This window comes from Orbaceae bacterium lpD04, assembly GCA_036251935.1.
GTDB classification, from domain to species: Bacteria; Pseudomonadota; Gammaproteobacteria; order Enterobacterales; family Orbaceae; genus Orbus; species Orbus wheelerorum.
This window is the reverse complement of the sequence record CP133967.1, coordinates 1059345-1085667: the sequence shown is the minus strand read 5'-3', so window position 1 is coordinate 1085667 and position 26323 is coordinate 1059345. Positions and strand designations below refer to the sequence as shown.

26 protein-coding genes, 1 riboswitch and 1 other annotated feature are annotated in these 26323 nt (G+C 33.5%); of the genes, 3 read left to right on the top strand and 23 right to left on the bottom strand.

Going from position 1 to position 26323, the window contains the following annotated elements:
* Window positions 1–117: 117 nt before the first annotated feature.
* The 5 genes from RHO14_05030 to RHO14_05010 all read right to left on the bottom strand — a co-directional run bounded on the left by RHO14_05030 (window position 118) and on the right by RHO14_05010 (window position 6026).
* Window positions 118–2157 carry an FAD-dependent oxidoreductase gene (locus RHO14_05030; protein WVD72164.1) on the bottom strand — a complete coding sequence of 680 codons (2040 nt, stop codon included), beginning with the start codon at window positions 2155–2157 and terminating at the stop codon, window positions 118–120.
* Window positions 2158–2590: 433 nt separating this feature from the next.
* Window positions 2591–3430 (bottom strand): SDR family oxidoreductase, encoded by an 840-nt coding sequence (locus RHO14_05025; protein ID WVD72163.1) that lies wholly within the window; start codon window positions 3428–3430, stop codon window positions 2591–2593.
* Between the two features lie 55 nt (window positions 3431–3485).
* Window positions 3486–4250 (bottom strand): type I 3-dehydroquinate dehydratase, encoded by a 765-nt coding sequence (aroD, locus tag RHO14_05020; protein ID WVD72162.1) that lies wholly within the window; start codon window positions 4248–4250, stop codon window positions 3486–3488.
* A gap of 60 nt (window positions 4251–4310) precedes the next feature.
* The gene (locus RHO14_05015) at window positions 4311–5183 is read right to left on the bottom strand and encodes a shikimate dehydrogenase (GenBank protein ID WVD72161.1); all 873 of its coding nucleotides are present in this window, start codon (window positions 5181–5183) and stop codon (window positions 4311–4313) included.
* 21 nt (window positions 5184–5204) lie between these two features.
* Window positions 5205–6026, bottom strand: coding sequence for a sugar phosphate isomerase/epimerase (locus tag RHO14_05010; GenBank protein WVD72160.1), 822 nt, complete (start codon window positions 6024–6026; stop codon window positions 5205–5207).
* 452 nt (window positions 6027–6478) lie between these two features.
* Here RHO14_05010 and RHO14_05005 point away from each other — a divergent pair, with 452 nt between their 5' ends.
* Entirely contained in the window at window positions 6479–7705 is a 1227-nt protein-coding gene (locus RHO14_05005) for an MFS transporter (protein ID WVD72159.1), read from the top strand.
* A 217-nt stretch (window positions 7706–7922) separates the two neighbouring features.
* On the opposite strand, the gene RHO14_05000 is transcribed toward RHO14_05005, so the two are convergent.
* From RHO14_05000 to cmk, 8 genes are all read right to left on the bottom strand, one after another.
* Window positions 7923–9119, bottom strand: coding sequence for an MFS transporter (locus RHO14_05000; protein ID WVD72158.1), 1197 nt, complete (start codon window positions 9117–9119; stop codon window positions 7923–7925).
* Window positions 9120–9324: 205 nt separating this feature from the next.
* A complete protein-coding gene (aroL, locus tag RHO14_04995; protein WVD72157.1) occupies window positions 9325–9840 on the bottom strand; it encodes a shikimate kinase AroL in 516 nt (171 codons plus the stop codon).
* 215 nt (window positions 9841–10055) lie between these two features.
* The gene (locus tag RHO14_04990) at window positions 10056–10409 is read right to left on the bottom strand and encodes a DUF1870 family protein (protein WVD72156.1); all 354 of its coding nucleotides are present in this window, start codon (window positions 10407–10409) and stop codon (window positions 10056–10058) included.
* A 101-nt stretch (window positions 10410–10510) separates the two neighbouring features.
* Window positions 10511–11341 (bottom strand): shikimate dehydrogenase, encoded by an 831-nt coding sequence (locus RHO14_04985; protein ID WVD72155.1) that lies wholly within the window; start codon window positions 11339–11341, stop codon window positions 10511–10513.
* 77 nt (window positions 11342–11418) lie between these two features.
* On the bottom strand, window positions 11419–12321 hold the full coding sequence (locus RHO14_04980; protein WVD72154.1) for a LysR family transcriptional regulator: 903 nt from the start codon (window positions 12319–12321) through the stop codon (window positions 11419–11421).
* Between the two features lie 246 nt (window positions 12322–12567).
* The gene (locus RHO14_04975; protein WVD72153.1) at window positions 12568–12852 is read right to left on the bottom strand and encodes an integration host factor subunit beta; all 285 of its coding nucleotides are present in this window, start codon (window positions 12850–12852) and stop codon (window positions 12568–12570) included.
* 145 nt (window positions 12853–12997) lie between these two features.
* The gene (gene rpsA, locus RHO14_04970) at window positions 12998–14683 is read right to left on the bottom strand and encodes a 30S ribosomal protein S1 (protein WVD72152.1); all 1686 of its coding nucleotides are present in this window, start codon (window positions 14681–14683) and stop codon (window positions 12998–13000) included.
* 90 nt (window positions 14684–14773) lie between these two features.
* Complete coding sequence (cmk, locus tag RHO14_04965; protein WVD72151.1) at window positions 14774–15457, bottom strand: (d)CMP kinase; 684 nt, start codon at window positions 15455–15457, stop codon at window positions 14774–14776.
* 312 nt (window positions 15458–15769) lie between these two features.
* On the opposite strand from cmk, the gene dusB reads away from it, so the two are divergent.
* Both dusB and fis read left to right on the top strand, forming a co-directional pair.
* Window positions 15770–16759 (top strand): tRNA dihydrouridine synthase DusB, encoded by a 990-nt coding sequence (gene dusB, locus RHO14_04960; protein WVD72150.1) that lies wholly within the window; start codon window positions 15770–15772, stop codon window positions 16757–16759.
* A 7-nt stretch (window positions 16760–16766) separates the two neighbouring features.
* Entirely contained in the window at window positions 16767–17063 is a 297-nt protein-coding gene (fis, locus tag RHO14_04955; GenBank protein ID WVD72149.1) for a DNA-binding transcriptional regulator Fis, read from the top strand.
* A gap of 48 nt (window positions 17064–17111) precedes the next feature.
* Here fis and RHO14_04950 read toward each other — a convergent pair whose 3' ends face one another.
* The 10 genes from RHO14_04950 to thrS all read right to left on the bottom strand — a co-directional run bounded on the left by RHO14_04950 (window position 17112) and on the right by thrS (window position 26203).
* Window positions 17112–17765: a 7-cyano-7-deazaguanine/7-aminomethyl-7-deazaguanine transporter gene (locus tag RHO14_04950; protein WVD72148.1), complete on the bottom strand. Its 654-nt coding sequence runs from the start codon at window positions 17763–17765 to the stop codon at window positions 17112–17114.
* A gap of 55 nt (window positions 17766–17820) precedes the next feature.
* Complete coding sequence (gene queC, locus RHO14_04945) at window positions 17821–18486, bottom strand: 7-cyano-7-deazaguanine synthase QueC (protein ID WVD72147.1); 666 nt, start codon at window positions 18484–18486, stop codon at window positions 17821–17823.
* Window positions 18487–18519: 33 nt separating this feature from the next.
* Window positions 18520–19002, bottom strand: a complete 483-nt coding sequence (gene queF / locus RHO14_04940) for a preQ(1) synthase (protein WVD72146.1) — start codon at window positions 19000–19002, stop codon at window positions 18520–18522.
* Between the two features lie 2 nt (window positions 19003–19004).
* A riboswitch (PreQ1 riboswitch) is annotated at window positions 19005–19049 on the bottom strand.
* A 50-nt stretch (window positions 19050–19099) separates the two neighbouring features.
* Entirely contained in the window at window positions 19100–19396 is a 297-nt protein-coding gene (locus RHO14_04935; protein ID WVD72496.1) for an integration host factor subunit alpha, read from the bottom strand.
* A gap of 2 nt (window positions 19397–19398) precedes the next feature.
* Window positions 19399–21786, bottom strand: a complete 2388-nt coding sequence (gene pheT, locus RHO14_04930) for a phenylalanine--tRNA ligase subunit beta (protein WVD72145.1) — start codon at window positions 21784–21786, stop codon at window positions 19399–19401.
* A 15-nt stretch (window positions 21787–21801) separates the two neighbouring features.
* Window positions 21802–22785: a phenylalanine--tRNA ligase subunit alpha gene (gene pheS / locus RHO14_04925; protein WVD72144.1), complete on the bottom strand. Its 984-nt coding sequence runs from the start codon at window positions 22783–22785 to the stop codon at window positions 21802–21804.
* 68 nt (window positions 22786–22853) lie between these two features.
* Window positions 22854–22973, bottom strand: a sequence feature (Phe leader region).
* A 62-nt stretch (window positions 22974–23035) separates the two neighbouring features.
* Window positions 23036–23389 carry a 50S ribosomal protein L20 gene (gene rplT, locus RHO14_04920; GenBank protein WVD72143.1) on the bottom strand — a complete coding sequence of 118 codons (354 nt, stop codon included), beginning with the start codon at window positions 23387–23389 and terminating at the stop codon, window positions 23036–23038.
* Between the two features lie 22 nt (window positions 23390–23411).
* Window positions 23412–23609 (bottom strand): 50S ribosomal protein L35, encoded by a 198-nt coding sequence (rpmI, locus tag RHO14_04915; protein WVD72142.1) that lies wholly within the window; start codon window positions 23607–23609, stop codon window positions 23412–23414.
* Window positions 23610–23696: 87 nt separating this feature from the next.
* Window positions 23697–24218 (bottom strand): translation initiation factor IF-3, encoded by a 522-nt coding sequence (gene infC / locus RHO14_04910; GenBank protein WVD72495.1) that lies wholly within the window; start codon window positions 24216–24218, stop codon window positions 23697–23699.
* Window positions 24219–24274: 56 nt separating this feature from the next.
* On the bottom strand, window positions 24275–26203 hold the full coding sequence (gene thrS / locus RHO14_04905; GenBank protein WVD72141.1) for a threonine--tRNA ligase: 1929 nt from the start codon (window positions 26201–26203) through the stop codon (window positions 24275–24277).
* Window positions 26204–26323: the final 120 nt, after the last annotated feature.

Sequence of the window (26323 nt, the reverse complement as noted above, 5' to 3'; positions counted from 1 at the left end):
GAGGCAAGGGTCACAAAATTTAATGTGAACTACCTTTTTGGTATCAATATTGGCGATAAAAAAATGGCACCTTATATAAAAATAAGGTGCCAGTAAAAATATAAGTTTAACTATTTATTACAATGGTTTATTGATATCAACGCCTCGAATTTCGTGCGCTTTAGTGCGTTCAATTGATTGAATAAGTGCAACAATATCACGTGCCTCCCGCATCCCATCGATTAATTTTCTCGCTTGTTTACTATCCCCTATTTGTTGGAATAGATAATTATTTTTGTCCGCATGGGCTCTAAATTCATCAATAAACTGTGTGATTGGCGTTAACCCTAAACAAACAAAACCATAATCAAATTCAAGCACTTCTTGCTGGCCATTTTTACTTACGACAAAGTGATCCGGTTTAACTTCTTGCAAAATAGTTTCGAGCTTAACATTGACTTTATTATCATCAATCATTTTCATCATTGATAAACGACCAATAACATCAAGATCTTTAGCAAGAGCAGTTTGCATTTCTACAATAGTTGAACTTTTTGCTTTATTTTCTGAAAAATACTCAATGACATCAAGGCCAACAGCCCCACCACCAATAACAACAATTTTTTTATCAGGAATATTAGTAAAATATTCGAAATTATCCATTAAATCAAAGATAGAAAAAACTTTGCGATTTTTCTTACCTAACTCTTCATGTAAACCTTTAATTGGTGGAAGTAAAGCCTTTGCTCCGGTTGCTGCAATGACTAAATCAGGATTGTGATTAGCTATCATATCAGGGGTTGCTTTAGTATTAAGATGCACTTTAACGTTAGGTAATTTATTAATGCGATTAATCAAAAATTTGGGTAAATCAGCGATTCTGCGTTTATAAGGGAAACGTGAAATAATAATAGATAATCCACCTAAGAATGATTTTTCTTCATATAATGTCACATTACAACCAACTTCTGCCGCAGTAGCTGCGGCTTCAAGCCCTGCTGAACCACCACCAATTACTACGATATTTAACGGTTTATTAACTTGATAACGTTTATAGTCTTCATAACTAATAATATCAGGATTAACGGTACAACGAATTGGTTTAGACTTTGCAATACGGTGATCGGCACAACCAATATTACATGAAATACAACGCCTTAACGTATCAATTTCATTATTCTTAACTTTTTCAACCCAATACGGCTCGGCAATAAGCCCACGCCCCATAACAACAAAATCGGCATGGCCATCAGCTAATGTTTTAGCAATAATGCTCGGATCTCGAAAATTACCAGAGGTTATTGTTGGTTTATTAAATTTATCTTTTACTGCTTTAGCCATATATGAGCGCCAACCATCAGGTAAATTCATCTGATCAATTTGTAAAAATAAAGTATCGTTTTGAGCTGCTGATACATCAAAGATATCGACTTGATCATTTAAATATTCAAGTACTTCTAGCGTATCGGCTAAACTATTACCACCTTCAATAAAATCATCTGCGCTTACTCGCAGCATGATTAAAAAATTTGGACCAACATTTTTACGAATTTCGTCAATCACCATTCTGACAATTCTTGAGCGATTTTCTACACTACCACCAAATTCATCGGTTCGTTTATTGAATAATGGTGATAAAAATTGACTAAGTAAATATGAATGACCTGCGTGAATTTCGACTGCATCAAATCCTGCTCGTTGTACCCTTGATGCAGCCAAACCATACTGCTTTACAACATAAAGAATTTCATCTACAGACATAGGCCTTGGCGCATTACCACCAGTTTTAGACGGTACATTTGACGATGAAATTGGCTGTAAACCATTCAAGCGCCCAAAATAAGCTGATGCGCCAGCATGGTTAATTTGTACTGCGACTGTTGCACCATGTTTATGCATACGTTCGGTAAAACGATAAAACCCAGGAATGTATTGATCGTTATCAATTCTTAATTGTGTTGTGCCATTCGTTCCATACGGATAATCGATACAGACATTTTCTAAGATAATAAGGCCTGTGCCTCCTTTTGCTCGTTGTTCATAATATTGCAAATGGTCATCAACAAATTCACCACTTAAAGTAGCAAAATTAGTCCCGATTGGAGGCATTACAATTCGATTTCGAATTGTCGTACGTTTAATAGTTATTGGTTGAAATATTGCAGAAAAATCGCTCATGTTACTCCCTCATATCCTGCTACAAGACTTCACTTGTATCTAGTTTTAATTTGAAATTGATATTCGATTAAAAATATTATATACCAATTATCAATAAAAATATTCTTTATTTTAAAAGAAATTAATTCATATTAACTATGAATAACGAAGGGAAACATGCAAGATATAAAATTATTTACTTATGTATCAATAAGTTACTTCAAATAAAAAACAAAATAAAAAAATAAGAGAAATAATAGATTAAAATATTTTAAATTAAAATTCATGGAAATTAATCATTAAAAATCGTCACAATAAAAATTAACTTCATGATTTTAAAAAAATTGCTAAAATTAAAAATCATTATTAGATGATAAATAATTAACTTTTTTTATAGAAAATTTGAATAAAAAAATGCCACTAAAATAGTGGCATTAATAAAATTTATACTTGATTATTTGCTAGAAGAAGCTCGGTGATTAATGGCAAATTGTCTACGTCCACCAGGTCTTGGCGCTAAATCACCAAGCATGACTTCGTAACCACCATCAACAACTAATTCTGTACCATTAGAATAATCAGAACGTTTACTTGCAAGGTATAATACGGCATTAGCAATATCAATTGTCTCACCAATACGGCGGCTAGCAATCATGCGTGTACGCCCTTCTTCAACTTCCTTATCTTCATAGAATTTTTTAGATAATGGTGTTTTTACAAAACACGGACATATCGCATTACTACGTACACCAAATTGGCCCCACTCTGCTGCTATTTGTTTTGATAACATAGAAATAGCGGCTTTAGTTGAACTATAAGCGCCACTGTATGTCTCAGGTGTATGTGAAGCCACTGTTGAAATGTGAACCATACGGCCTGATTTTTGTTCAATCATTAATCGACCAAAACGTTGCGACATTAAGAAATATCCAGTCATATTAACATTAATCGTCAAATTCCATTCATCGAGAGGCAAATCTTCTAATGGGCAAAAACGAAGAATAGCGGCAGTATTAATTAATACATCACATCGACCAAATTCATTTTTAACAGTAGCAACAGCAGCATCTACACTTTTTTCATCTGTCGTATTGCATGCAAGTCCTATTGCTTTAATACCATATTCATTAGCTAATTTATCCGCATATTCCTGACACTTTACCGCATCTAGATCAATTAAAACTAGGTTAGCTTTTTGTTTCGCAAACTCCTTACAGATCTCAGCACCCATACCACCTACTGCACCAGTAATAACACAAACATCACCCTCTAAGCCTAACCAATTATTATTCATTTACAAAACTCCTAAATTATACATAGCAAAATAAAACCGCACTTTAATAAAACAATTAAGATATACTTCGATGTAATACGTTTAATATATACCTTAGCTCTTTAACATCTAACTGTCCGGGCGCAGAGGCATTTTTTGCAGCTCCAAATGTTAAATCAGAACCAAACGTCTCACCAGCAACTCGGCTAATAGCTCCTTTTCCAGCCATCGACATGGTAATTAAAGGTTTTTTCGCGTATTTTTCTTTCATTTCAGCGGTGGCAGACAATAATGTAAGTACATCATCTATAGAACGGGGCATGACCGCAATTTTTGGAATATCTGCACCTAAATCTTGCATTTTACGTAAACGATAAATAATGTCACTTTTACTTGGCGTCTTATCAAAATCGTGATTTGATGTAATAACTAGCACGTTATTTTGATGAGCCAAAGCGATAATATCTTTAACATAATTATCTCCTGTAAATACTTCAATATCCACAAAATCAATAAATCCACTAGTGATCATCTTTTTATTTAGATCCAGATAAAACTCGACTGATGCTGGAAAAACACCGCCTTCATTTGCCGTTCGGAAAGTAAATAAGATTGGTTTATGACCAATAATACGATTAATTTTACTTGCCGCTTGTTTTACTTTTTCAATATCATCGACATAATTAAAATGGTCAACTCGCCATTCTAATATATCAAAATCAATGTCTTTTAATAACTCAACTTCATCAATTAAGTCTTGTTCTGTTTTACTCACAATTGGTACAATAATTTTGGGTGCACCAATACCAATATTCAAACCTTTTACTGTAATCGTCGTCATTTAATCACCAAATTTTTAATTTTATTCTTACATAGGATATAGACTTTTGATCTAATGAAATTAATCATTAAAACCCATTTTTTCTTTCACATAATCAATTGGAGCATCTTGACCTGTCCATATCTTGATTTGTGCATGCCCCTGCCATAACATCATACCAATACCGTTTAATATTTTACAGCCTTGGCCTTCAGCTATTTCTAGTAGTTTGGTTTTTCTTGGGCTATATATACAGTCAGTAACAACAAGATCTTTTCTTAGCATCGTCGGATCAGTGATTATACTTTGTCCTTCTAGTGGCTTCATACCCACACCAGTTGCATTACAAAGCACAGCGCTTTCTGCGATTTCATTGCGTAATAATTCTGTATCGTTTAAATCCTGAACTGTTGCTTTACAATCTGTTTTTTCGTTAATGCGATTAGCTATTTCATTAATTTTTTCATAGCAATCATCTTTCTGATTAAAAATTGAAATTTCCTTAACACCATCTAATGCAGCTTGAACCGCAATAGCACTTGCTGCACCACCACCACCAAGTAGCGTCATTTTTTTTCCAATAACATTCACACCAGCTTCTTTCAAAGAACGCATATATCCCATACCATCAGTGTTATAGCCGGTTAATACACCATCATCATTTGAAATAGTGTTACATGCACCAATTAATTCAACAGCTGGAGTAAGTTTATCAATATATTTGCATACTAATTGTTTATTTGGCATAGAAACAGCGCTACCACGTAAACCTAATGCACGTAAACCTTTAACTGCGTCAGCTAACTTATCTTGTGTTACTTCAAACGCTAAATAAACATAAGGCACATCTAGCTTTGAATAAATAATATTTTGCATTTTAGGTGACAAGCTGTGCCGGATAGGATAAGCCATTAATCCAATCAATAAAAAATGGCCATCAATATTTTCTCTCATATACTTTCCTCTATTAAATAATTAAGATTCTGTAATTTTTCTAAGTAATTCTTTAGCGTCATCTATGTACATTTTAGCCCGCTCAATCGGTGATTTTCGTAAAGCAAACTCATCATTACAACATTCAATAGAAATTGGCATTTCTGGTAATGCTTTTAATAATGAGACTAAATCTATACCACCTCGTCCCGGAGATAATCGGTAGTTACGTGCTTGATATAATAAACCTTCAGTATCTTTAGGTTTTTCCTTTGTACCATCACATAACTGCATATATCGCCAACAATCTTTGGGTACTTTATTTAAATCTTCTAATGTATTGGCGCCACGATCAAAATGTAAAGGGTCTATAATCATTCCCTGATTACTTTGATTTGCAGACTTAAGTAATTCTACGCCAGAATTAACTGTTGGTATATCAGTCCAAGGCATAGGCTCGATATTAATTGCAATACCTAACGGTGCTGCTATTTCACATAATTTTGCAAAATTATCTGCTAGGCGATTAGGATCTGGATCATTACCTGCAAGTAGAACTTGACTGGCTCCTAAGCGTGCACCTGTTTCTAAAACAGGTAAAAAATTAATTACTCTTGTTTCTGGTTTTAAGCGAAAAATTTCAATATCTAAAACCTTAATACCTGTTTCTTTTAATCGACGTTCTACCTCTCGAATTAACGGAGTATCTCCAACTGTAGCATAAACGGGTTCAGTAGGTGTGGCAGGAATTAAACGTAAGCCGACATGAGTATAACCAGCTTCTGCAGCGACAATAACTTGATTTGCTGGAGATACATCTAATACAGTCAAAGCAGCAAGACCAATTGGACGTTCAGTTGACATAATTTGTGCTCCTAAAAATTAAAAATGAAATATTTATAATCTTAAAAAATACTCGCTATAATTTAAAGCATAAAAACAAATTTATCTATAAATTATGTTATTTTAATTTAATTTTTTTATAAATAAATATGAAAAGGTATATTAAATGATAAAGAAAAATACTTAAACACTTATTAATCAATAAAATAGGTTTTTATTGTAAATAATTATCACTTAGAAAAAAATAAATAATTACTTAAACAAAGTGTATTGAAGTTATTTATTTGTCAAATCTAGTATCGACTATCTATAAATCACTATCTAATAATATAAATACATTTAATAAAAAAACCTAAATAACAAATAAATTCATTACGTTATATATTTAATTAAAATATAAATAGAAAATAATAATTAATTAGCTAAAATATAAAGAAATATTCTATGAATTAACATTATCAAAAGGGTACACAATGAAAAACAAATATATTTGGACTTCGATTTGCCTATATATGAATTACTTTGTTCATGGTATGGGAGCAATTATTCTTGCACAAAATATGAGTTACCTAACAAAACAGCTAAATACTGATACGGCAGGAATAGCTTTTGTTATTTCTGGTTTAGGAATTGGCCGATTATTAGTATTATTTGTAATGGGTACATTATCAGATAAATTTGGACGTAAACCGTTTGTATTTTTAGGTGGATTATTTTATATTGGCTTTTTACTTGGGATCTTAATTAGCCCAAGTCTACAAGTTGCATTTATCTTTGCCATTCTTGGTGGTATTGCTAACTCAACATTAGATGCCGGAACATATCCCGCATTAATGGAGTCATTTCCCAAAGCTACAGGCACTGCATCAATTTTAACCAAAGCAGCAATTGCTGGCGGTCAATTTGTATTACCAATTGTCATGACAATTATTATTGCAACAAATGCTTATTACGGTTGGTCATTCTTTTTTTGTATCTTAATTTTAGCGATAAATGCACTCGTCGTATTAAAAATGAAATTTCCAAATCATAAACAGCCTATTGCCGATGAAGTCAATGATGCTGTACTCGCTGAAGATTCATTACCTTTACCCAAATTAAAACAAAAAGCAAATTTTTGGATCGAAGGAGTATGCTTTATTATTATTGGTTACACCTCGACAGCTACTTTTTATCTTGTCTCCATTTGGTTGCCTAAATTTTCATCATCGGTAGCCCATATGACTGAATCCGCAGCAGCACAAACCATTAGTTATTATGCAATAGGTACACTAGCTAGCGTAATTTTAACTTCCATTTTAGTAAAAAGTTGGATTAGGCCCGTCTATGTTGTATTTGTTTATCCAATGTTATCGGCAATTATGTTATTTGTTCTTTATTTTTTCCCATCACCAATATTATGTATGATTGGCGGGTTTATTTTAGGTTTTACCGCAGCTGGAGGGGTGTTACAACTAGCACTTACAACCATGGCAGAGTTTTACCCTGAAGGAAAAGGACGAGTGCTAGGCATTTTCTTTACATCATCAAGCCTAGCAACATTCTCGATCCCTGTATTTACTGGAATTATATCTAAAACAAGTATTGCTAATATTATTCTATTTGATGGCTTTATTGCCGTTATTGGTGCGGTACTTGCACTAGTCATTATTGCACGTTATCACAAAATTTTTGAACTACCGAAAAATAAAGCTTATTAAAATGATTTTTGATCTTTAAGGCGCTATTTAGCGCCATTTTTATTTAATGTCGAATTTCAAGGTTATTATAAAATTGAGCTTTTCAGCAATATAAAGAGAGATTCAATATAAGTTAAGTTTGTGAAGAAAATATCTTATTTCATATATGAAAAATCAGGGCAAAATGCCCTGATATCATTAAAAAATAGAAATAATATACTACTCAATTAAACTATTTTTAAATCTTATTAATATCAACTACTTTTCTGAAACGAGAATAGACAATCAAACCTAATACAACACTTGATAATGCCATAGCTAAGTCTACCAATATTGCGTAACTTATATTTGTAATTGCAAGTTTAGGGACCACTAGAGGGATGATAACAAATGATAAACCACTTAATGTGTATACCGTACCAACAGCAAACCCCTTTTTATCAGGAAATAATTGTTGCATAACAACTAAAGTTAACTGTAAGACACCACCAGCAGCAGTAAGTCCCATACCAATAGCGACAATTAAACTCATTGTAGGTGTAAGATGAAATAAAAATAATAATAATATAGCTGCAGAAAAAATAGGTAAGATGATAATACAATAAATTGGCTTTAAGATTTTCTTAACCACGTAGGCAGTAATAAACACAGATACAATAGATGCTGTACTGTAATAACTAATTAACTGTTTTGACTTAATAGGATCCATTCCAATACCTTTTTCAGCAATAGATGGAAGCCATTGAAGAATAATAATGAAAGTTGCTGTAGTCGTAAATCCCATAAGAATCAAGCATACTCCTTCGAACCAAATATTAGGTTTACCTATAAAGTAGTTGCTAGTACCGACATTGCCACAAATAACGGTGTTCTTGGACGGAAATTTTCTAGGTGCAAGTAATAATGAATTAATAAATAAATAGATAGTGAAACCAATAAATGCGAAGCCATACCAAATATTAGCATCATGAAAAAACGTTACAATAAAAGGCAGAATTAATGTTCCAATTGATATAAAAGATTTAATTAAAACACTTGCAGTTCCTGCAGAACAAGGAAAACATTCTGTTAATGCGGGCATTGAGCCTGTATCTAAAAACGAGTTACCAGCACCAATAAAAATTGCTAATAAAAAAGCGATATGGATATTATGGCAAAATAACATACCGATAAAAAAGATCCCATAACAGGACATTCCGATATATATAAATGGTTTACGTCCAAACCTATCAGAAAGCATACCACTAATAAACATTAAAAATATTTTACCAAATCCAATTCCTGAAGCGACATAGCCAACACCAATTAAATCAGTGTTAAGCTGAGTTGATAGCTCTATTGAAAATTGCATAATTACTATCAAAGCAATACTTTGAATTATATAATTTGCATAAATAGAGCCTGCAATAGTATAAGAACTACTGTTACTAGCCATTACAAATACCCCATAATAAATTAAAGTTCAAAATTTCATTGGAATAATATTAACTTGTATCAGCTGATTCTCAAAGAGAAAGACATTCATAAAGAGTATTTTTGCTCAAAAAAAAAGCCAATAATTGGCTTTTTAATAAAAAAACAAGATAATTCGACATTATTCTATAAATAAATTCGATTAATTTAATAACAATACATAAAAATTAATCGATATTTAATGCATCAAGCATTTGGCTTAAAATATTCATTTCTTCGCAATCAACATTGATCACATGGCTTGCTGAATCGATATATAAATGGTGACGATCTGATAATACTTTCTCCATTTCATCAACAATTGATAAACCAGTTAATGAAGGGCGTTGTGCTACATTTGGATCTGCCATTAATCGAGAGGCTAATACTTTGGCTGGTGCTGAAAGAAAAAATACAATTCCCCTTTTTTGCATAAACTCACGATTATGATCAGCCAATATCATACCACCTCCGGTGGCAATCACACGGCACGGGGTTGTCACATCCTTAAGTACCTGACTTTCTTTTGCTCTAAAACCATCCCAGCCTTCTTTTTCTACAATCTCAGCAACAGTGCGTTTAGTTGATTCAAGTAAATAGACATCAGTGTCAACAAAAGAGTAATTTAATTTTTCCGCAAGTAGTCTACCCATTGTTGTTTTACCAGCCGCTCTCGCGCCGACTAAATAAATAGTTTTATTCATGGCTTATATCTCAGAAAATTAACAAATAGTATGATCATATTATTCATAATAAAGAGAATTGCAACTAATATTTACACTCAATTTAGAATGCATAAAATAGTGTTATTTATCATGATGATAAATAATCATGTTGTAAATATAAATTTACACTAAACTATAAAAATAAGGTACTCAAAGAGTACCCTTCATCTAAAATTAATGAAACAGACAACTAATTAGCACAATTTTTCTAACCCTTTAAAGTAGAGTTCAGTTGCAATCGATTGATGTATACGCCAATCAATTATAGAAAGAGTCGGATTTATTTTTTGAAAATCGGCAAAAGTTAAAAAATAACGGATATTATTGCTACCAATTCGATTATTAATATCAGCAATAATTGCTGCAATTTTATTTTGTCTCAAGGCCTTAAGATTTTCCATTTCCTTTATCACTTTAGCTGGAATAGCAATCTTACCTTGTTCCCAATCATGCCAAATTTCTACAGTAGTATTACCTATATATTGACTTGCTTCCGAGACTTTAAGCATAAAATAACGACGATATGCTTGTAATTCAATATGAGTCATAACATATTCTCCAACTTACTTAGAGTGACTAATAATAGCCACAGTAGATCCTTTAATTAATACTTATTGTAAATTTATACATAGATAAATTGTAAACAAATTTATTTACCCGCTAAAGCATCAATAACTGCTTGTTTTGCTTTATCTGATAGATCATTACCCGTCCAAATTTTATACTGCTCATTTGCTTGACCAATAAACATTTCGCGACCAGAAATTGATTTCCATCCGGCTTGTTCTGCATCTAAACGGAAGCGAGTATAATAAGGTGTGTAAACAATGTCATAAGCGATACCTTTACCTTTAAACCATTCCGCATCGTATGGGGTTTCATTTTCGTATTTACCTAGCATTCCTAATGGCGTCGAGTTAATAATTATTTGAGCATCTACATTACCTCGCTCACTCCAGGGAACAGTTTTTAAATTGAACTCGTCGGCCAAAGATTTAGGTAAATTATCGACAATATCAGTAATAGTTATATCGGTATAACCTAGAAGCTGTAAGCCAACCACCGCTGCTCTTGCTGCGCCACCAGCGCCTAGTAACAATACTTTTTGGTACTCTTTAGGTAATGGATCTTTTTCTATGGGATCCATAAAACCTTTTACATCAGTGTTATCTCCACATAATTTATCTCCATCCCAATAAATTAAGTTTGCTGCCCCTACTTTTTTTACTCGATCTGTTACTTTATCGAGAAAAGGAATAACTGTTTGTTTGTGTGGTATCGTTACACAGCAACCTCTAATATTGAGTAATCTTACTGATTTAACAAAATTTTCAACTTGTTCTGGAGGCGTTGGCCACGCAACTAATACAGCTGGAATATTTTGTTCATTAAAAGAAGTGGTATGAATAAGAGGGCTAAGTGTTTGACCTAATGGATAACCAATGATCCCATAAATACTATACGGCTTAAATTGACTCATACAAAATCTCCTTTTTATATATGACGTATTAAATATACGCTTAAAAATAAATAAATTTTTCTAAATAATATAGCTTGTTATATATTAAAAAAACTATCACCACAATATTGTGTTAAAAATCGATAAAATTTTTGTGCAACAGGCATTAATGGCCGGTTCTTAACTGTTGCAACATAAATATCACGCTTTTGTCGGTTCTTATTCATTGGAATTAATGATACATTAGCTTCTTTAGGAACGGGCACTCTAACCATCATACCGATACCAAAATTAATTGAAACGAGTCCTATCATTGCGTTTTCGCTTTCTACTCGGCTAACAACATTTGTCAATATTATACCAGATTCATCTATCATGTTATCTAAATAACCACGCATACCACTGCGCTCTGTATATAAAATGACAGGCTCATCAACAATATCTTTTAAGTCAATTTTCTTACGTTTAGATAAAGGATTATCATTAGAAATAATAAATACAATCTCTTGCTTCGCCAAACGAGTGAATTCGATTTCTGGATCATTGTGTAGATAAGAGCAAAGACCAATATCATAACGTTTACTTTTTAGCTCTTGAACAATATTACGACTTAAATCTTCATAAAATGAGAAAGAGATATTTTGATATTGAGGTAATGCAGTAAATGATTGAATTATCTTAGGTACGTAATTCATACTTAATGAATAAACAAAAGCAAGCCGGATATGACCACGAGAAATGCTGGTTAATTCTTTAACGAATTGCTCTCCTTCATTTAAAGATAATAATGCCTGATTAACATAGATTAAGTACTGCTCACCTTCTTTAGTTAATTCAACATTTCGACCTTTCTTTTGAAAAAGTTTAATCCCAACTTCTTTTTCTAACTCAGCAATTGCATGACTTAAACTTGGCTGACTAATAGAAAAATATTCAGAGGTATAGGTATAATGTTGATTTTTGGCAAGTATTTGAAAATATTTGAGTTGCTTTAAGTTCATCGAATATATAACTCTAGTAATTAATCTAATAAACACAATGTTTTAACACTAATTGAGTAATTTGACAATATCTCATTATAAAAATGAATGATTAATTAGATATGATTTGATAAACACAATGTGTTTTAATTGAAAGATTTATATTGAGGAAGTTTAATAATATTTTTAATAATTAGGAATGAACATCTAATAAATAAGTACTTTTATTTAAAAGTACTTATTATAAATTATTAATAGAAAATGTTGTTACTTATCGCTATTAACACGTTCTCTTAACTCTTTTCCTGGTTTAAAATGAGGAATATATTTTTGTTTGACCTCAACTTGTCCACCAGTCCGCGGATTTCTCGCTTTACGTGGAGCCCGATAATTTAATGCAAAACTACCAAACCCTCTAATCTCAACACGATCATTTTGTTCCATTGCGGATGTTATTTGTTCAATGATATCTCGTACTACTTCATCAACTAGTTGAACTGGAAGATGTGTTCTCCAATTCGCTATTTTTTCAGTCAGATCAGATCTATTCATGAGCGCTCCTTTTTTTTCTTTTTATATAATTTAGTAAAGCTAATCATTATGATAATAATATTCTACCTATTTTATTCCAAAAGTAAAAGAGGGCTAGCCCTCTTTTACTTTTTAGTACAATAAGTAGTGTTATCTCACTAAAAGATTACTCTGACTTAGATGCAGCTTTGAATGCTTCAGCCATTGCATTAGAGAATGATGAATCATCTTGTGCTGGTGTGTTATTATTTACTGCTGCTAAAGCTTCTTTTTCATCAGCTTCATCTTTGGCTTTAACAGATAAAGTAATAGCACGAGTTTTACGATCAATATTAACAATTTTAGCTTCAACTTCATCGCCAACATTTAATACTGTTGTCGCATCTTCAATTCGCTCACGAGCAAGATCTTGAGCTTTCAAATAGCCATCAACACCATCAGCGATTTCAATTGTTGCACCTTTAGCATCAACTGTCGTTACTTTACCTTTAATAATCATGCCTTTTTTATAGTTACCAGCAAAACTATTAAATGGATCTTCTTCAAGTTGTTTAACACCTAAAGAAATACGCTCACGCTCTGCATCAACTTGTAACACAACAGCTTCGATATCATCGCCTTTCTTATATGCTTTTACAGCTTCTTCACCTGGAACATTCCAAGAGATATCAGAAAGATGAACTAAACCGTCGATTCCGCCGTCTAAACCGATAAAGATACCGAAATCAGTAATAGACTTGATTTTACCACTAACTTTATCATTTTTATTGTGTGATTCAGCAAATTGTAACCATGGATTAGCTTTACATTGTTTAAGGCCTAATGAAATACGACGACGTTCTTCATCGATTTCAAGCACAACAACTTCAACAACATCACCAAGACTAACAACTTTTGATGGATGAATATTCTTATTAGTCCAATCCATTTCAGAAACGTGAACTAATCCTTCAACACCAGTTTCAATTTCAACAAAACAACCATAATCAGTAAGATTAGTCACTTTACCAGAAACTTTTGTACCTTCAGGGTAACGTTTAGCGATTGAAACCCAAGGATCTTCACCTAATTGTTTTAAACCAAGAGACACACGTGAACGATCTCGATCAAATTTTAATACTTTAACTAGAATCTCTTGTCCAACATCAACAACTTCGCTTGGATGTTTAACACGTTTCCAAGCCATATCAGTGATATGAAGTAAACCGTCAACACCACCAAGATCAACAAAAGCGCCGTAGTCAGTAAGATTTTTAATAACACCTTTAACTTCCGAACCTTCTTGTAGAGTTTCAAGAAGTTGTTCACGTTCTGCACTATTTTCTGATTCAATGACAGCACGACGAGAAACGACAACATTATTGCGTTTTTGATCTAATTTAATAACTTTAAGTTCGATTTCACGATTCTCAATGTGTGATGTATCACGTAATGGACGTACATCAACAAGTGAACCAGGAAGGAAAGCACGAACACCATTAAGATCAACTGTGAAGCCGCCTTTTACTTTACCATTGATGATACCTAGTACAGTTGCTGCATCTTCAACAGCTTTTTCTAGTGTAAGCCACGCTTCATGACGTTTCGCTTTTTCACGAGATAAAATTGTTTCACCAAAACCATCTTCAATAGAATCAAGGACAACATCAACTTCGTCGCCAACTTTAACTTCTAATTCGCCTTGTGCATTTTTAAACTGCTCTACCGGAATTGCTGATTCAGATTTTAAACCAGCATCAACTAGTACAACGTCTTTATCGATAGAAACGACCGTACCACGGATCATATTACCAGAACGAGTATCAAGTTGATTTAAAGACTCTTCAAAGAGTTGAGCAAAAGATTCAGTCATATTTATTTACTTTAATTAAGATTAACGTCCATTTAGCATCATGCCTAACGGGGGTTGTTTAAAATACTTCACTACATCCTATAGTAAAGCTTAAAAATTGATTTTACTTCTTACAAAAGTTAATGCTTGATCAAACACCTCTTCTATTTTTAAAGAGGTAGAGTCAATAATAAAAGCATCCGCGGCAGGCCTAAGTGGCGCAACGGTTCTATTACGATCCCGATTATCACGTTCAATAATCTCTTGTAAAATTTCGCCGAATTTAACACAAATTCCCTTTTCTTGCAACTGTTTCATTCTTCTTTCCGCCCTAGCTTGCGCACTAGCATCAAGGAAAATTTTAACCGGTGCATCTGTAAAGACAACGGTTCCCATATCTCGACCGTCAGCAACTAACCCTGGTGCAATCCTAAAATCACGTTGCCTTTTTAATAGTGCTTCTCTAACATTTTGTAATGATGCAATTTTTGATGCAGCTTCGGCAATTTGTTGGGTACGTATAGCTATTGAAACATCAATATTTTCGAGTAAAACATTTACCTCTGTTTCTATCGTATTAAATTCAAGGGGTAAACTTAAAGCATGTTTTACCAATTCTGCTTCATCATCTAATAAGATATGATTGTTTAGTGCTGACAATGCTAAAACACGGTAAATCGCACCTGAATCCAACAGGTGCCATTTTAAATATTTAGCAAGTGACACACACAATGTCCCTTTTCCTACACCACTTGGTCCGTCAACTGCAATAACTGGGATCTGTTCAAATTTCATTATTATTACCATTATTTTATAACAAATAACATTAAACAATTTAGTCTAACTTTTCCATTAATTATAGAATAAAAACAAAAGATAGCATAATCATATCCATAATTAGATAAATTATTAATTGTTTCCATCTTATAATAGCTAACAAAAGATGATAAATAAACGCTTTGAATACATTGCCAATTTTTGATATAAGAACGCAATACAAGTATGAATTACTATTTAATTTTATAACTAACATAATAATTTTTATTTTTCTCTTTTCAGCAGGGGAAAAAATGCGTAATATACACGCCCTTGTAGAAGGATGGACATGTGTTATCTAAGTCATTTAATATCGGTCATTTAAATATTAAAAATCGTTTGATTGCAGCGCCAATGGCTGGAATCTCTGATTTACCGTTTCGTTCATTATGCTATCAATTTGGTGCAGGTCTTGCATTTTCTGAAATGTTTTTAGCTAATGAACAAATATGGCATACAGAGCAATCATTACAAAAAATGGCAAGTAAACATGAGCTTGGTATTAAAGCTGTACAAATTGTGGGTAGCGACCCTGATGAAATGGCTAAAACAGCTGAACTTAATGTAATACATGGTGCAGAACTGATTGATATAAATATGGGCTGCCCAGCAAAGAAAGTAAATAAAAAATTAGCAGGATCTGCATTATTACAATACCCTAATTTAGTGGAACAAATTTTACTTAATGTAGTACAAGCCGTTAATGTTCCTGTAACATTGAAAATACGGACTGGATGGGATAAAGCACATAAAAATTGTATAGAAATCGCACAAATCGCCCAAAGATGTGGTATAAAAGCGATTACTATTCATGGTCGAACTCGAGAATGTCTATTTAAGGGTTTAGCTGAATATGATTCAATAAAAGAAGTAAAAAAAAATATTACTATACCAGTTATTGCAAATGGTGATATAACTTGCCCTGAAAAGGCTAATGAAGTTTTAAAATATACTAACGCCGATGCAATAATGATCGGAAGAGCCGCTCAAGGAAAACCGTGGATTTTTGAAGATATTGGGTTTTATTTAGAAAATAAATCGTTAAAACCCGAGAAAAATATCGATGAAGTAAAACAGATTGTTTTACAGCACATAAAATCTATTCATCAATTCTATGGTGAAAAAAAAGGATTGCTGATCGCTAGAAAACATGTATTTTGGTATACCCAAAATTATATTAATAGTGATCATTTTAGGCGCTTATTTAGTGCGATTAATCATGCTACTCAGCAGATTGATGCACTAGAGGCATTTTTTTGTACAATTACAGTTAAGAGTTAAAAATACTATGTCAGAGATTCGTGTTACAGCTGAAGCTTTAAAATTTACAACGGTAAATTCTCAAGAACAGATCACTCAAAAACCGTTGAGAGATTCAGTCAAGCAAGCATTAAGAAATTATTTATCACAGTTAAATGGTCAAGATCCTACCGATCTTTATGAACTTGTTTTAGCTGAAGTTGAGCAACCATTTCTTGATATGGTAATGCAGTATACACGAGGAAATCAAACTCGAGCATCAAATATGCTTGGTATCAATCGTGGAACATTACGTAAAAAATTAAAACAATATGGCATGAGTTAATTAATTTTCTTAAATTTTTTAATTAAACTTGGCGCATTTAGCGCCATTTTATTTTATAAAATTCTTTTTCTTCAATAAATTATTTAGCAAAATATTCAGTAATACTCCGTATAATGGTAGAAAAAACAATCCACATATCAATAATTTAAAACCATAATCGATCGTTGCTATTTCAACCCAATTTGTCGACATAAAAACATCATCACTTCGATAAAAAGCGATACTAAAAAAAATAAAAGTATCAATCATATTACCTACAATAGCAGCCGCAGTTGGTGCAACCCACCATTTACTATTTTGTCTTAAATAATTAAAAACGGTAATATCAATTAATTGCCCAACTAAATAAGCTGAAAAACTCGCTAAGGCAATTCTAAAAATGAATAAATTGAGATGGCTAAGCGAACTTAATCCCATCCAATGCCCATCAAAGAAGAGTACAGATATTACATAAGAGAGTAATAATGCAGGCAACATGACTACAAATATAATTTTCCTAGCTAAATTAGCTCCAAATATTCTAATGGTTAAATCCGTCGTCAAGAATATGAATGGAAAAGTAAATGCTCCCCAAGTGGAATGAAATCCCATAATAGATAAAGGAATTTGTACTAAATAATTGCTCGAAGCAATTATCAAGATATGGAAAAAAGCTAATTGATATAACGAATTTCGCTGTTGTTTTAGCGTAAATAAAAACATAACTGTTCCTTTTTAATAATAAACGGGGTTAGGGAACCCTTAAATAAAAATATTATTAGCTATTTTTCTGCTGCAAATATTCCTCTAGCCCTTTTTCGCGTAAAATACAACTTTGACACTCACCGCAGCCATCAATACAACCATTATAGCAAGTATGAGTATTTTCTCTAATGTAATCCAAATAACCAAGCTCATCAGCTAATGCCCAAGTTTGTGATTTAGTCAAATACATCAAAGGTGTGATAATATTAAATGAATAATCCATCGCTAAATTCATCGTAACATTGATTGATTTTATAAAAATATCGCGGCAATCTGGATAACCACTATAATCGGTTTCACAAACACCAATAATAATATCCTTAATTTCTTGTTGTTTAGCGTAGCATCCAGCTAATAACAAAAATAGAGCATTACGTCCATCGACAAACGTATTTGGATATTTTTTATCATTTTTGACAACGTCAACAGCAATCGATGGATTAATTAAAGCATTAGTTGTTATTTGCTGAATAACTGAAGTATTAATAACAATTTGCTCAATCCCCAAATCTTGAGCAATAAATTCAGCTTTATTCAACTCAATCTTATGGCGTTGTCCATAATCAAAGCTAATCGCCTTTATATTTGCAACGCCATATTGTTTGATTGCTTGAACTAAACATGTTGTTGAATCTTGTCCACCGGAAAAAATAACGAGTGCTTTTCTTTGTTTTTCCATTGTATCATCACTTATTATTAGAATTTTAAAATCTCAACGATTATCTATTTTCTCAGGATAAAGATCATGATTTGCAAGGCGATTAAACGCAATATTTTGCCATTTTGTATCCGGCTTGCCATAATTAACATAAGGATCGATTGAAATCCCGCCTCTAGGCATAAACTTACCCCAAACTTCAATGTATTTAGGATCCATTAGATGGATTAAGTCTTTCATAATTATATTAATACAATCTTCATGAAAATCGCCATGGTTACGAAAGCTAAATAGATAAAGCTTTAATGACTTACTTTCAACCATTTTGATATCTGGAATATAACTAATATAAATAATTGCGAAATCAGGTTGACCTGTAATAGGACAAAGACTAGTAAATTCGGGACAATTAAACTTTACAAAATAATCATTATTGGCATGTTTGTTATTAAATGTTTCTAAGATGCTAGGGTTATAATTTTGTGGATAACAGACAGAATTATCACCTAATAAGGTAGGGTTGAATTGATTGTTCATGGTGTTCCTTAGTTTTTTTATGTGGGAGGATTTCGAACCACAAATAATAAAGCACCGGAAAATTCCAGTGCTTAAAAAGTAAGATTAAAAACGTTAATTAGGCTCTTAAATTTTGCTCAATACGTTCTCTAAACTTAATACCCGGTCGAAATGTTACTACTCGGCGAGCCGTAATATCAACATTTTCACCTGTTTTCGGGTTTCTTCCTGGACGAGAGCTCTTATCTCGAATAGTAAAATTGCCAAAACCTGATAATTTTACTGTTTCACCTTTTTCTAAGGCAACTCTAATCTCTTCGAAGAAAAGTTCAACAAGAATTTTTGACTCTTGTCTATCTATATTCAGTTTGTCGGTTAGACGCTCTGCAATATCAGCTTTAGTTAATGTCATAATTATTATTCTCTTAATAATGCTTTAAAACGACTTTGTAAAGCAGTGATGCACTGATTTACAATATGATTTATGTCTTCGTCTGCTAGTGTACGTGTTTTATCTTGTAATATCAAACTGATAGCTAAACTTTTTTGACCTTCTTTAATGTTATCACCTTGATATATGTCAAATAAATTAACATCTACTAACTGTTCACCACCTGTATTTTTACAAGTGTTAAGAATATCCGCTGCATCAATATTACTATCAACAATAATCGCTATATCACGACGATTCGCCGGATACTTTGAAATATCTTGAGCTAAAGGAATTTTCTTAGTGCTAATTTTATCTAAAATAAGTTCAAAAACAAGCGCTTTGCTATTTAAACCTAGTTTCTTTTCAATCTCTGGATGTAAAATGCCCAAATAACCCACTAACTCATTTTTAATATAGATAGAAGCACTTTGACCTGGATGTAACGCAGGATTATCTGATTTCTTAAACTGAACATTGTCATTAATACCCGATATTGCTAAAATTGACTCAACATCACCTTTTAAATCAAAAAAATCAACATATTGTTTTTTTATTGCCCAATGTTCATCACAAACACTACCAGTTATGATCCCAGAAAGCATTAACTCCTGTTTAACACCATATTCACTTTTATTATCTGGCACAAATCTTAGCCCTGTTTCAAATAAACGAATACGTTGTTGTTGTCGGTTTTGATTATAGATAACAGCATCTAATAAACCTGACCATAGTGACAAACGCATCGTTGACATTTCGCTTGAAATAGGGTTAGGCAAAATAATCGCGTCTTGTTTTGGATGCAATAATGCTTGAATTTTAGGATCAACAAAGCTATATGTAACTGCTTCTTGATAACCTCTATCAACTAACAAATCTTTAAATCTGTTACCTGAAATATTAGTTTCAGAATTAGGTTTCATTACTAATTCAACATTAATATTTTGGTTTGGAATGTTATTATATCCATAAATACGAGCAATTTCTTCGATAAGATCTTCTTCAATTTGAATATCGAACCGCCAGCTAGGTGCTTTAACTTGCCAGACATTACCTTTTGCGATAACTTCACAGCCAAGTCTTACTAATATGTCCATAATACGCTGAGAATCAATATGATATCCAATTAAGCTATCAACTTTTTTACGACGTAATGATATTGAGGCTTGTTTTGGCATCTCATTAGGATCGGTAACATCAATAATCGGCCCTGCAAGTCCACCACAAATACTTAATAATAATTCAGTCGCACGCTGCATCGCTTTATGTTGTAATGTAGGATCAACACCTCTTTCATATCGATGAGAAGCATCAGTATGTAGACCATATTCTCTTGCTTTACCAGCAATAGCAAGTGGTGAGAAAAATGCAGCCTCTAATAAAATATCTTTAGTTTCAGCTGAAACGCCTGAATCTTTCCCTCCCAAAATACCGGCTAGGGCTAATGCTTTCGTATCGTCGGCAATAACTAATGTTTTAGCTTTTATCTCAATTTCATTACCATCTAATAACACTAATTTTTCTTGAGGATGACCGTAACGGACGGTAATGCCACCATTGATTTTTTGTAAATCAAAAGCATGCATTGGATGACCAAGCTCAATTAAAACATAATTAGTAATATCAACAACAGCATCAATTGAACGAATACCACTACGTCGTAATTTTTCTTTCATCCATAACGGCGTTGCCGCTTTAATATTAATACCTTTTACTACTCGGCCCAAATATCTTGGTACAGCATTAGGTTCTAATACTTTAATACTAACTTTATCTGTAATTGAAACAGCTGAAATCTTAAACTTAGGCTCAACTAATGTAATATTATTTACGGCTGAAATATCACGTGCAATACCAATAATACCAAAGCAATCAGCTCGATTTGGTGTCACACTAACCTCAATGGCATTATCATCAAGTTTTAAGTATTGACGAATATCTTGTCCCAATGGTGCATCATCAGGTAACTCTATAATACCATTATGATCATCAGCAATACCTAATTCAGAATATGAACATAACATACCTTCCGACGGCTCACCGCGTAGTTTAGCTGCCTTTATTTCAAAATCACCGGGTAAGATGGCTCCAATTGTAGCGCATGCAACAGTCAAACCTTTTCGACAATTAGGTGCACCACATACAATATTCAATAATTCTGCTTGGCCAATATCGACTTTAGTCACTTGTAACTTATCAGCATTCGGATGTTGAATACATTCAACTACTTTACCAACAATAACACCGGTAAAAGAGCTTGCGACTTTCTCAACATCATCAACTTCAAGTCCTGCCATTGTAAGCTGATCAGACAATTGCTCACTACTAATATCTGGGTTTACCCATTCACGTAGCCAACTTTCACTAAATTTCATGCGTAGTTCCTCAGATTAATTAAATTGTTTTAAAAAGCGTAAATCATTTTCAAAAAATGAACGTAAGTCTGTTACGCCATAACGCAACATTGTTAACCGCTCCATTCCCATACCAAAAGCAAAACCACTGTATACTTCAGGATCGATACCTACGTTACGTAAAACATTCGGATGAACCATGCCACAGCCTAGTACCTCTAACCATTTACCATTTTTAGCTTTAATATCAACTTCTGCCGATGGCTCAGTAAATGGAAAATATCCCGGCCTAAAACGGATTTCCATATCATCTTCAAAAAAGCAGTGAAGAAAATCATGTAATAACCCTTTTAAATGAGTAAAACTAATATTTTTATCGACCAATAACCCTTCCATTTGGTGGAACATCGGTGTATGAGTTTGGTCATAATCATTACGGTATGTTCTACCTGGTGCAATGATACGAATCGGTGGTTTTTGAGTTTCCATCGTACGTATTTGAACAGTCGAGGTTTGAGTTCGTAATAAACGATTAGCATCAAACCAAAATGTATCATGATCAGCTCTAGCTGGATGATGAGCAGGAATATTTAATGCATCAAAATTATGATAATCATCTTCAATTTCCGGGCCTGTTTCAACCACGAAGCCTAATTTTCCAAAAAAATCAACCAAACGATTAATCGTTAACGTTACAGGATGCAGCCCTCCTATTGGTAACCTTTTACCCGGTAAGGTAACATCAATTGTTTCGTTAGCCAATTTAGCATTTAACGCGGCTTGTTCAATAATTTCTTTTTTATTATTTAGAGCTGAAACAACAATTTGTTTAGCATCATTGATTTTTTGCCCAACGGCAGGTCTTTCCTCAGCAGGAACATCGCGTAGCGAAGCCATCTGTAAAGTAAAATGCCCCTTTTTACCTAAATATTCAACGCGAATCTGCTCTATTGCATTAATATCTTGCGCATTTTCAATTGCCAATTTGGCTTTGTCTACCAATTCAATTAACTGAGACATAGCATCCTCTTTATATTAGTTTGGTTACGTTTTATGGTAACAATGTCTATTTTTTATAAACGTTTAATACAAAAAAAGCCTCTAAATGAGGCTTTTTCTACAATTCGTTTTCGTTTTCATTCTGCCTCAAAATGAACTCATTTCATTAAGCTAAAAAAGAAACGAAAAAAAACTGCGCACATAATATTTTCTCTTCACTATTTAATATCAAACTAAAATTGAGGTCGAATTTCTTCGACCTCAATCAAAACTATAATGCTGCTTTTGCTTTTTCAACAAGAGCGGCAAAGGCATTCTTATCAAACACCGCAATATCAGCTAGAATTTTACGATCAATTTCAATAGAAGCTTTCTTTAAACCATTAATAAAACGGCTATAAGATAAACCACATTGACGCGCTGCCGCATTGATACGCACAATCCATAATTGACGGAATTGACGTTTACGTTGACGACGGTCACGATATGCGTATTGACCAGCTTTAATTACTGCTTGGAATGCAACACGATATACACGAGAGCGTGCACCATAATAACCTTTTGCTTGCTTTAGAATCTTCTTGTGACGAGCACGAGCAATAACACCACGTTTAACACGAGCCATAACTATCTCCTTAAAAAATTAATTACGCGTATGGAACACACGCTTTTACTAAACCTAAATCACCTTTTGAAACCATGGTTAAACCACGAAGGTGACGTTTACGCTTAGTCGATTTCTTGGTTAAGATATGACTTTTGTTCGCTTGCTTGTGTTTAAATCCACCAGAAGCTGTTTTTTTGAAGCGTTTTGCTGCGCCTCGTACAGTTTTAATTTTTGGCATAATAATACTTCCACATCCGCATTGTTAATAACATAAAATAAAAGGTGTTATTCAATATATTAATACAAAATAAACTTGTTAAACCTTTTACTTCTTCTTAGGTGCGAGCACCATAATCATTTGGCGTCCTTCAATCTTAGTTGGATAAGATTCAACAACAGCCAATTCAGCTAAATCCTCTTTAATACGTTCAAGTATCTCAGCGCCTAGCTGTTGGTGAGCCATTTCACGACCACGGAATCGTAACGTTACTTTAGCTTTATCACCATCTTCAAGAAAGCGAATCAGGCTGCGGAGTTTTACCTGATAGTCACCTTCATCTGTACCAGGTCGGAATTTTATTTCCTTAACCTGAACAACCTTTTGTTTCTTCTTCTGTTCTTTTGTAGCCTTGCTCTTCTCATAGATAAATTTGCCGTAATCCATGATGCGACAAACTGGTGGCTCAGCGTTAGGGCTAATCTCGACTAAATCTAAAGAAGCTTCCTCCGCTTGCCTTATCGCTTCATTCAAGCTCACAACACCAAGTTGTTCACCTTCGATACCTGTTAATCGGATTTCCTGTGCTGTAATTTCATCATTAATTTTATGAGCACGAGTAGGTTGAATACGTTTTCCGGCTTTAATACTTAAATCCTCCAGTCAAATAACAATAACAAATCAGCTTATTCGCTGATTTGATTCAAAGAACGAGTACGAATTTCATTCTGTAACAATTCTACAACATGTTCGACTTCAAAGCTACCAAGATCTTTACCTTGACGTGTTCGAACTGAAACTTTTCCAGTTTCAACTTCCTTATCACCACAAACAAACATATAAGGAACACGCTTTAAAGTATGCTCTCTGATTTTAAAGCCAATTTTTTCATTTCGTAAATCGGCTTTAGCTCGAATACCTGCATTTTGTAATTTTTCAGTCAAACTCTTAACATAATCAGCTTGATTATCAGTAATATTTATCACTTCTACTTGTGTTGGCGCAAGCCAAGTTGGAAAAAAGCCCGCACAGTTTTCGGTCAGTATACCAATGAAGCGTTCCATCGAACCCAAAATAGCTCGGTGGATCATTACTGGAATATGCCGGTCATTATCCTCACCAACATAAGTCGCATCAAGGCGATCTGGTAACATGAAATCTAACTGAACAGTACCACATTGCCATGCCCTACCTAGGCAGTCATGCAATGTAAATTCAATTTTAGGACCATAGAATGCACCTTCACCTGGTAAATATTCAAATTCGATCCCGTTTTCGGTTAAACATTCAGCTAAATCCCTTTCCGCAATATCCCAAGCTTCTTCTCGTCCAATACGTTTTTCAGGACGAGTTGATAGTTTAACTGTGATATCTTTAAAACCAAATGTGCTGTACATGTCATAAACCATCTTAATACAACTATTAACTTCTTGGCGTATTTGGTTTTCAGTACAAAAAATATGCGCATCATCTTGCGTAAAGCCACGTACACGCATCAGCCCATGTAGAGATCCTGAAGGCTCATTACGATGGCAACTACCAAATTCAGCCATCCTAAGTGGTAAATCCCGATATGATTTTAAGCCTTGATTAAAAATTTGCACATGACCTGGGCAGTTCATTGGCTTAATACAGTACTCACGATTCTCAGATGATGTAGTAAACATTAAATCTTTATAGTTAGCCCAGTGACCTGTTTTTTCCCATAGCACACGATCCATCATAAATGGACCTTTCACTTCTTGATATTGGTACTCTTTCAATTTTACGCGAACAAATACTTCAAGTTCTCTAAAAATAGTCCAACCATCATTATGCCAAAAAACCATGCCCGGCGCTTCTTCTTGCATGTGATATAAATCAAGCTGTTTACCAATGCGGCGATGATCTCGTTTTGCAGCTTCTTCTAAAAACTGTAAATAGGCATCAAGTTGTTTTTTATCAGCCCAAGCGGTACCATAAATACGTTGTAGCATCTTATTGTTACTATCACCGCGCCAATAAGCACCAGCTATTTTTTGTAATTTAAAATGATGACAAAAACGCATATTTGGCACATGTGGCCCTCGGCACATATCGATATATTCTTCATGGTGATATAGTGCTGGTGTTGCATCTTTGGCAATATTTTCATCAAGAATAGTAAGTTTATAAGGCTCAGCACGTTCGCTAAAAGTATCATAAGCTTTCTGCCAATTTACGACACTTTTTATCACATCATAATTTTTCTTTGCTAGTTCCAACATGCGTTTTTCTAACGCATCTAAATCTTCTTGAGTAAGTGTGTGATCCAAATCAACATCATAGTAAAAGCCATTATCGATCGTCGGACCTATTGCCATTTTAGTATTTGGCCAAAGTTGTTTAATAGCATGACCAAGTAAATGCGCACATGAGTGACGAATAATTTCGATTCCATCGTCATCTTTAGCTGTAATAATTGCAACATTGGCGTTGTGTTCAATTAAATCGCAAGCATCTTTTCGTTCACCATTAACACGGCCAGCAATACAAGCTTTTGCAAGGCCAGAACCAATACTTTGAGCTACTTCAAGTATTGTTACTGGTTTGTCAAATTGACGTTCACTTCCATCGGGAAGGGTAATAATCGGCATGATAATTCCTTAATCACAGTGGTGCGCCACACGACAGCGCACATGCAGTATTGAGTTTTAAATTTTGTTAGTAAATTTTATGATCGCATATATTAACATGAATTATCAGCTTTTAAAACA

Excerpts from the sequence above, each read along its gene's own strand:
- RHO14_05030 (WVD72164.1), bottom strand. The coding sequence starts at position 2,157 with ATGAGCGATTTTTCTGCAATATTTCAACCAATAACTATTAAACGTACG.
- pheS (WVD72144.1), bottom strand. The coding sequence starts at position 22,785 with ATGTCTCAGTTAATTGAATTGGTAGACAAAGCCAAATTGGCAATTGAA.
- RHO14_05010 (WVD72160.1), bottom strand. The coding sequence starts at position 6,026 with ATGTCAACTGAACGTCCAATTGGTCTTGCTGCTTTGACTGTATTAGAT.
- RHO14_04975 (WVD72153.1), bottom strand. The coding sequence starts at position 12,852 with ATGAATAGATCTGATCTGACTGAAAAAATAGCGAATTGGAGAACACAT.
- RHO14_04980 (WVD72154.1), bottom strand. The coding sequence starts at position 12,321 with ATGAACTTAAAGCAACTCAAATATTTTCAAATACTTGCCAAAAATCAA.
- RHO14_04990 (WVD72156.1), bottom strand. The coding sequence starts at position 10,409 with ATGACTCATATTGAATTACAAGCATATCGTCGTTATTTTATGCTTAAA.
- RHO14_04985 (WVD72155.1), bottom strand. The coding sequence starts at position 11,341 with ATGAGTCAATTTAAGCCGTATAGTATTTATGGGATCATTGGTTATCCA.
- queC (WVD72147.1), bottom strand. The coding sequence starts at position 18,486 with ATGGAAAAACAAAGAAAAGCACTCGTTATTTTTTCCGGTGGACAAGAT.
- RHO14_05025 (WVD72163.1), bottom strand. The coding sequence starts at position 3,430 with ATGAATAATAATTGGTTAGGCTTAGAGGGTGATGTTTGTGTTATTACT.
- fis (WVD72149.1), top strand. The coding sequence starts at position 16,767 with ATGTCAGAGATTCGTGTTACAGCTGAAGCTTTAAAATTTACAACGGTA.
- thrS (WVD72141.1), bottom strand. The coding sequence starts at position 26,203 with ATGCCGATTATTACCCTTCCCGATGGAAGTGAACGTCAATTTGACAAA.
- rplT (WVD72143.1), bottom strand. The coding sequence starts at position 23,389 with ATGGCTCGTGTTAAACGTGGTGTTATTGCTCGTGCTCGTCACAAGAAG.
- RHO14_04950 (WVD72148.1), bottom strand. The coding sequence starts at position 17,765 with ATGTTTTTATTTACGCTAAAACAACAGCGAAATTCGTTATATCAATTA.
- RHO14_05005 (WVD72159.1), top strand. The coding sequence starts at position 6,479 with ATGAAAAACAAATATATTTGGACTTCGATTTGCCTATATATGAATTAC.
- queF (WVD72146.1), bottom strand. The coding sequence starts at position 19,002 with ATGAACAATCAATTCAACCCTACCTTATTAGGTGATAATTCTGTCTGT.
- RHO14_05015 (WVD72161.1), bottom strand. The coding sequence starts at position 5,183 with ATGAGAGAAAATATTGATGGCCATTTTTTATTGATTGGATTAATGGCT.
- aroL (WVD72157.1), bottom strand. The coding sequence starts at position 9,840 with ATGAATAAAACTATTTATTTAGTCGGCGCGAGAGCGGCTGGTAAAACA.
- rpsA (WVD72152.1), bottom strand. The coding sequence starts at position 14,683 with ATGACTGAATCTTTTGCTCAACTCTTTGAAGAGTCTTTAAATCAACTT.
- pheT (WVD72145.1), bottom strand. The coding sequence starts at position 21,786 with ATGAAATTTAGTGAAAGTTGGCTACGTGAATGGGTAAACCCAGATATT.
- cmk (WVD72151.1), bottom strand. The coding sequence starts at position 15,457 with ATGAAATTTGAACAGATCCCAGTTATTGCAGTTGACGGACCAAGTGGT.
- rpmI (WVD72142.1), bottom strand. The coding sequence starts at position 23,609 with ATGCCAAAAATTAAAACTGTACGAGGCGCAGCAAAACGCTTCAAAAAA.
- RHO14_05000 (WVD72158.1), bottom strand. The coding sequence starts at position 9,119 with ATGGCTAGTAACAGTAGTTCTTATACTATTGCAGGCTCTATTTATGCA.
- aroD (WVD72162.1), bottom strand. The coding sequence starts at position 4,250 with ATGACGACGATTACAGTAAAAGGTTTGAATATTGGTATTGGTGCACCC.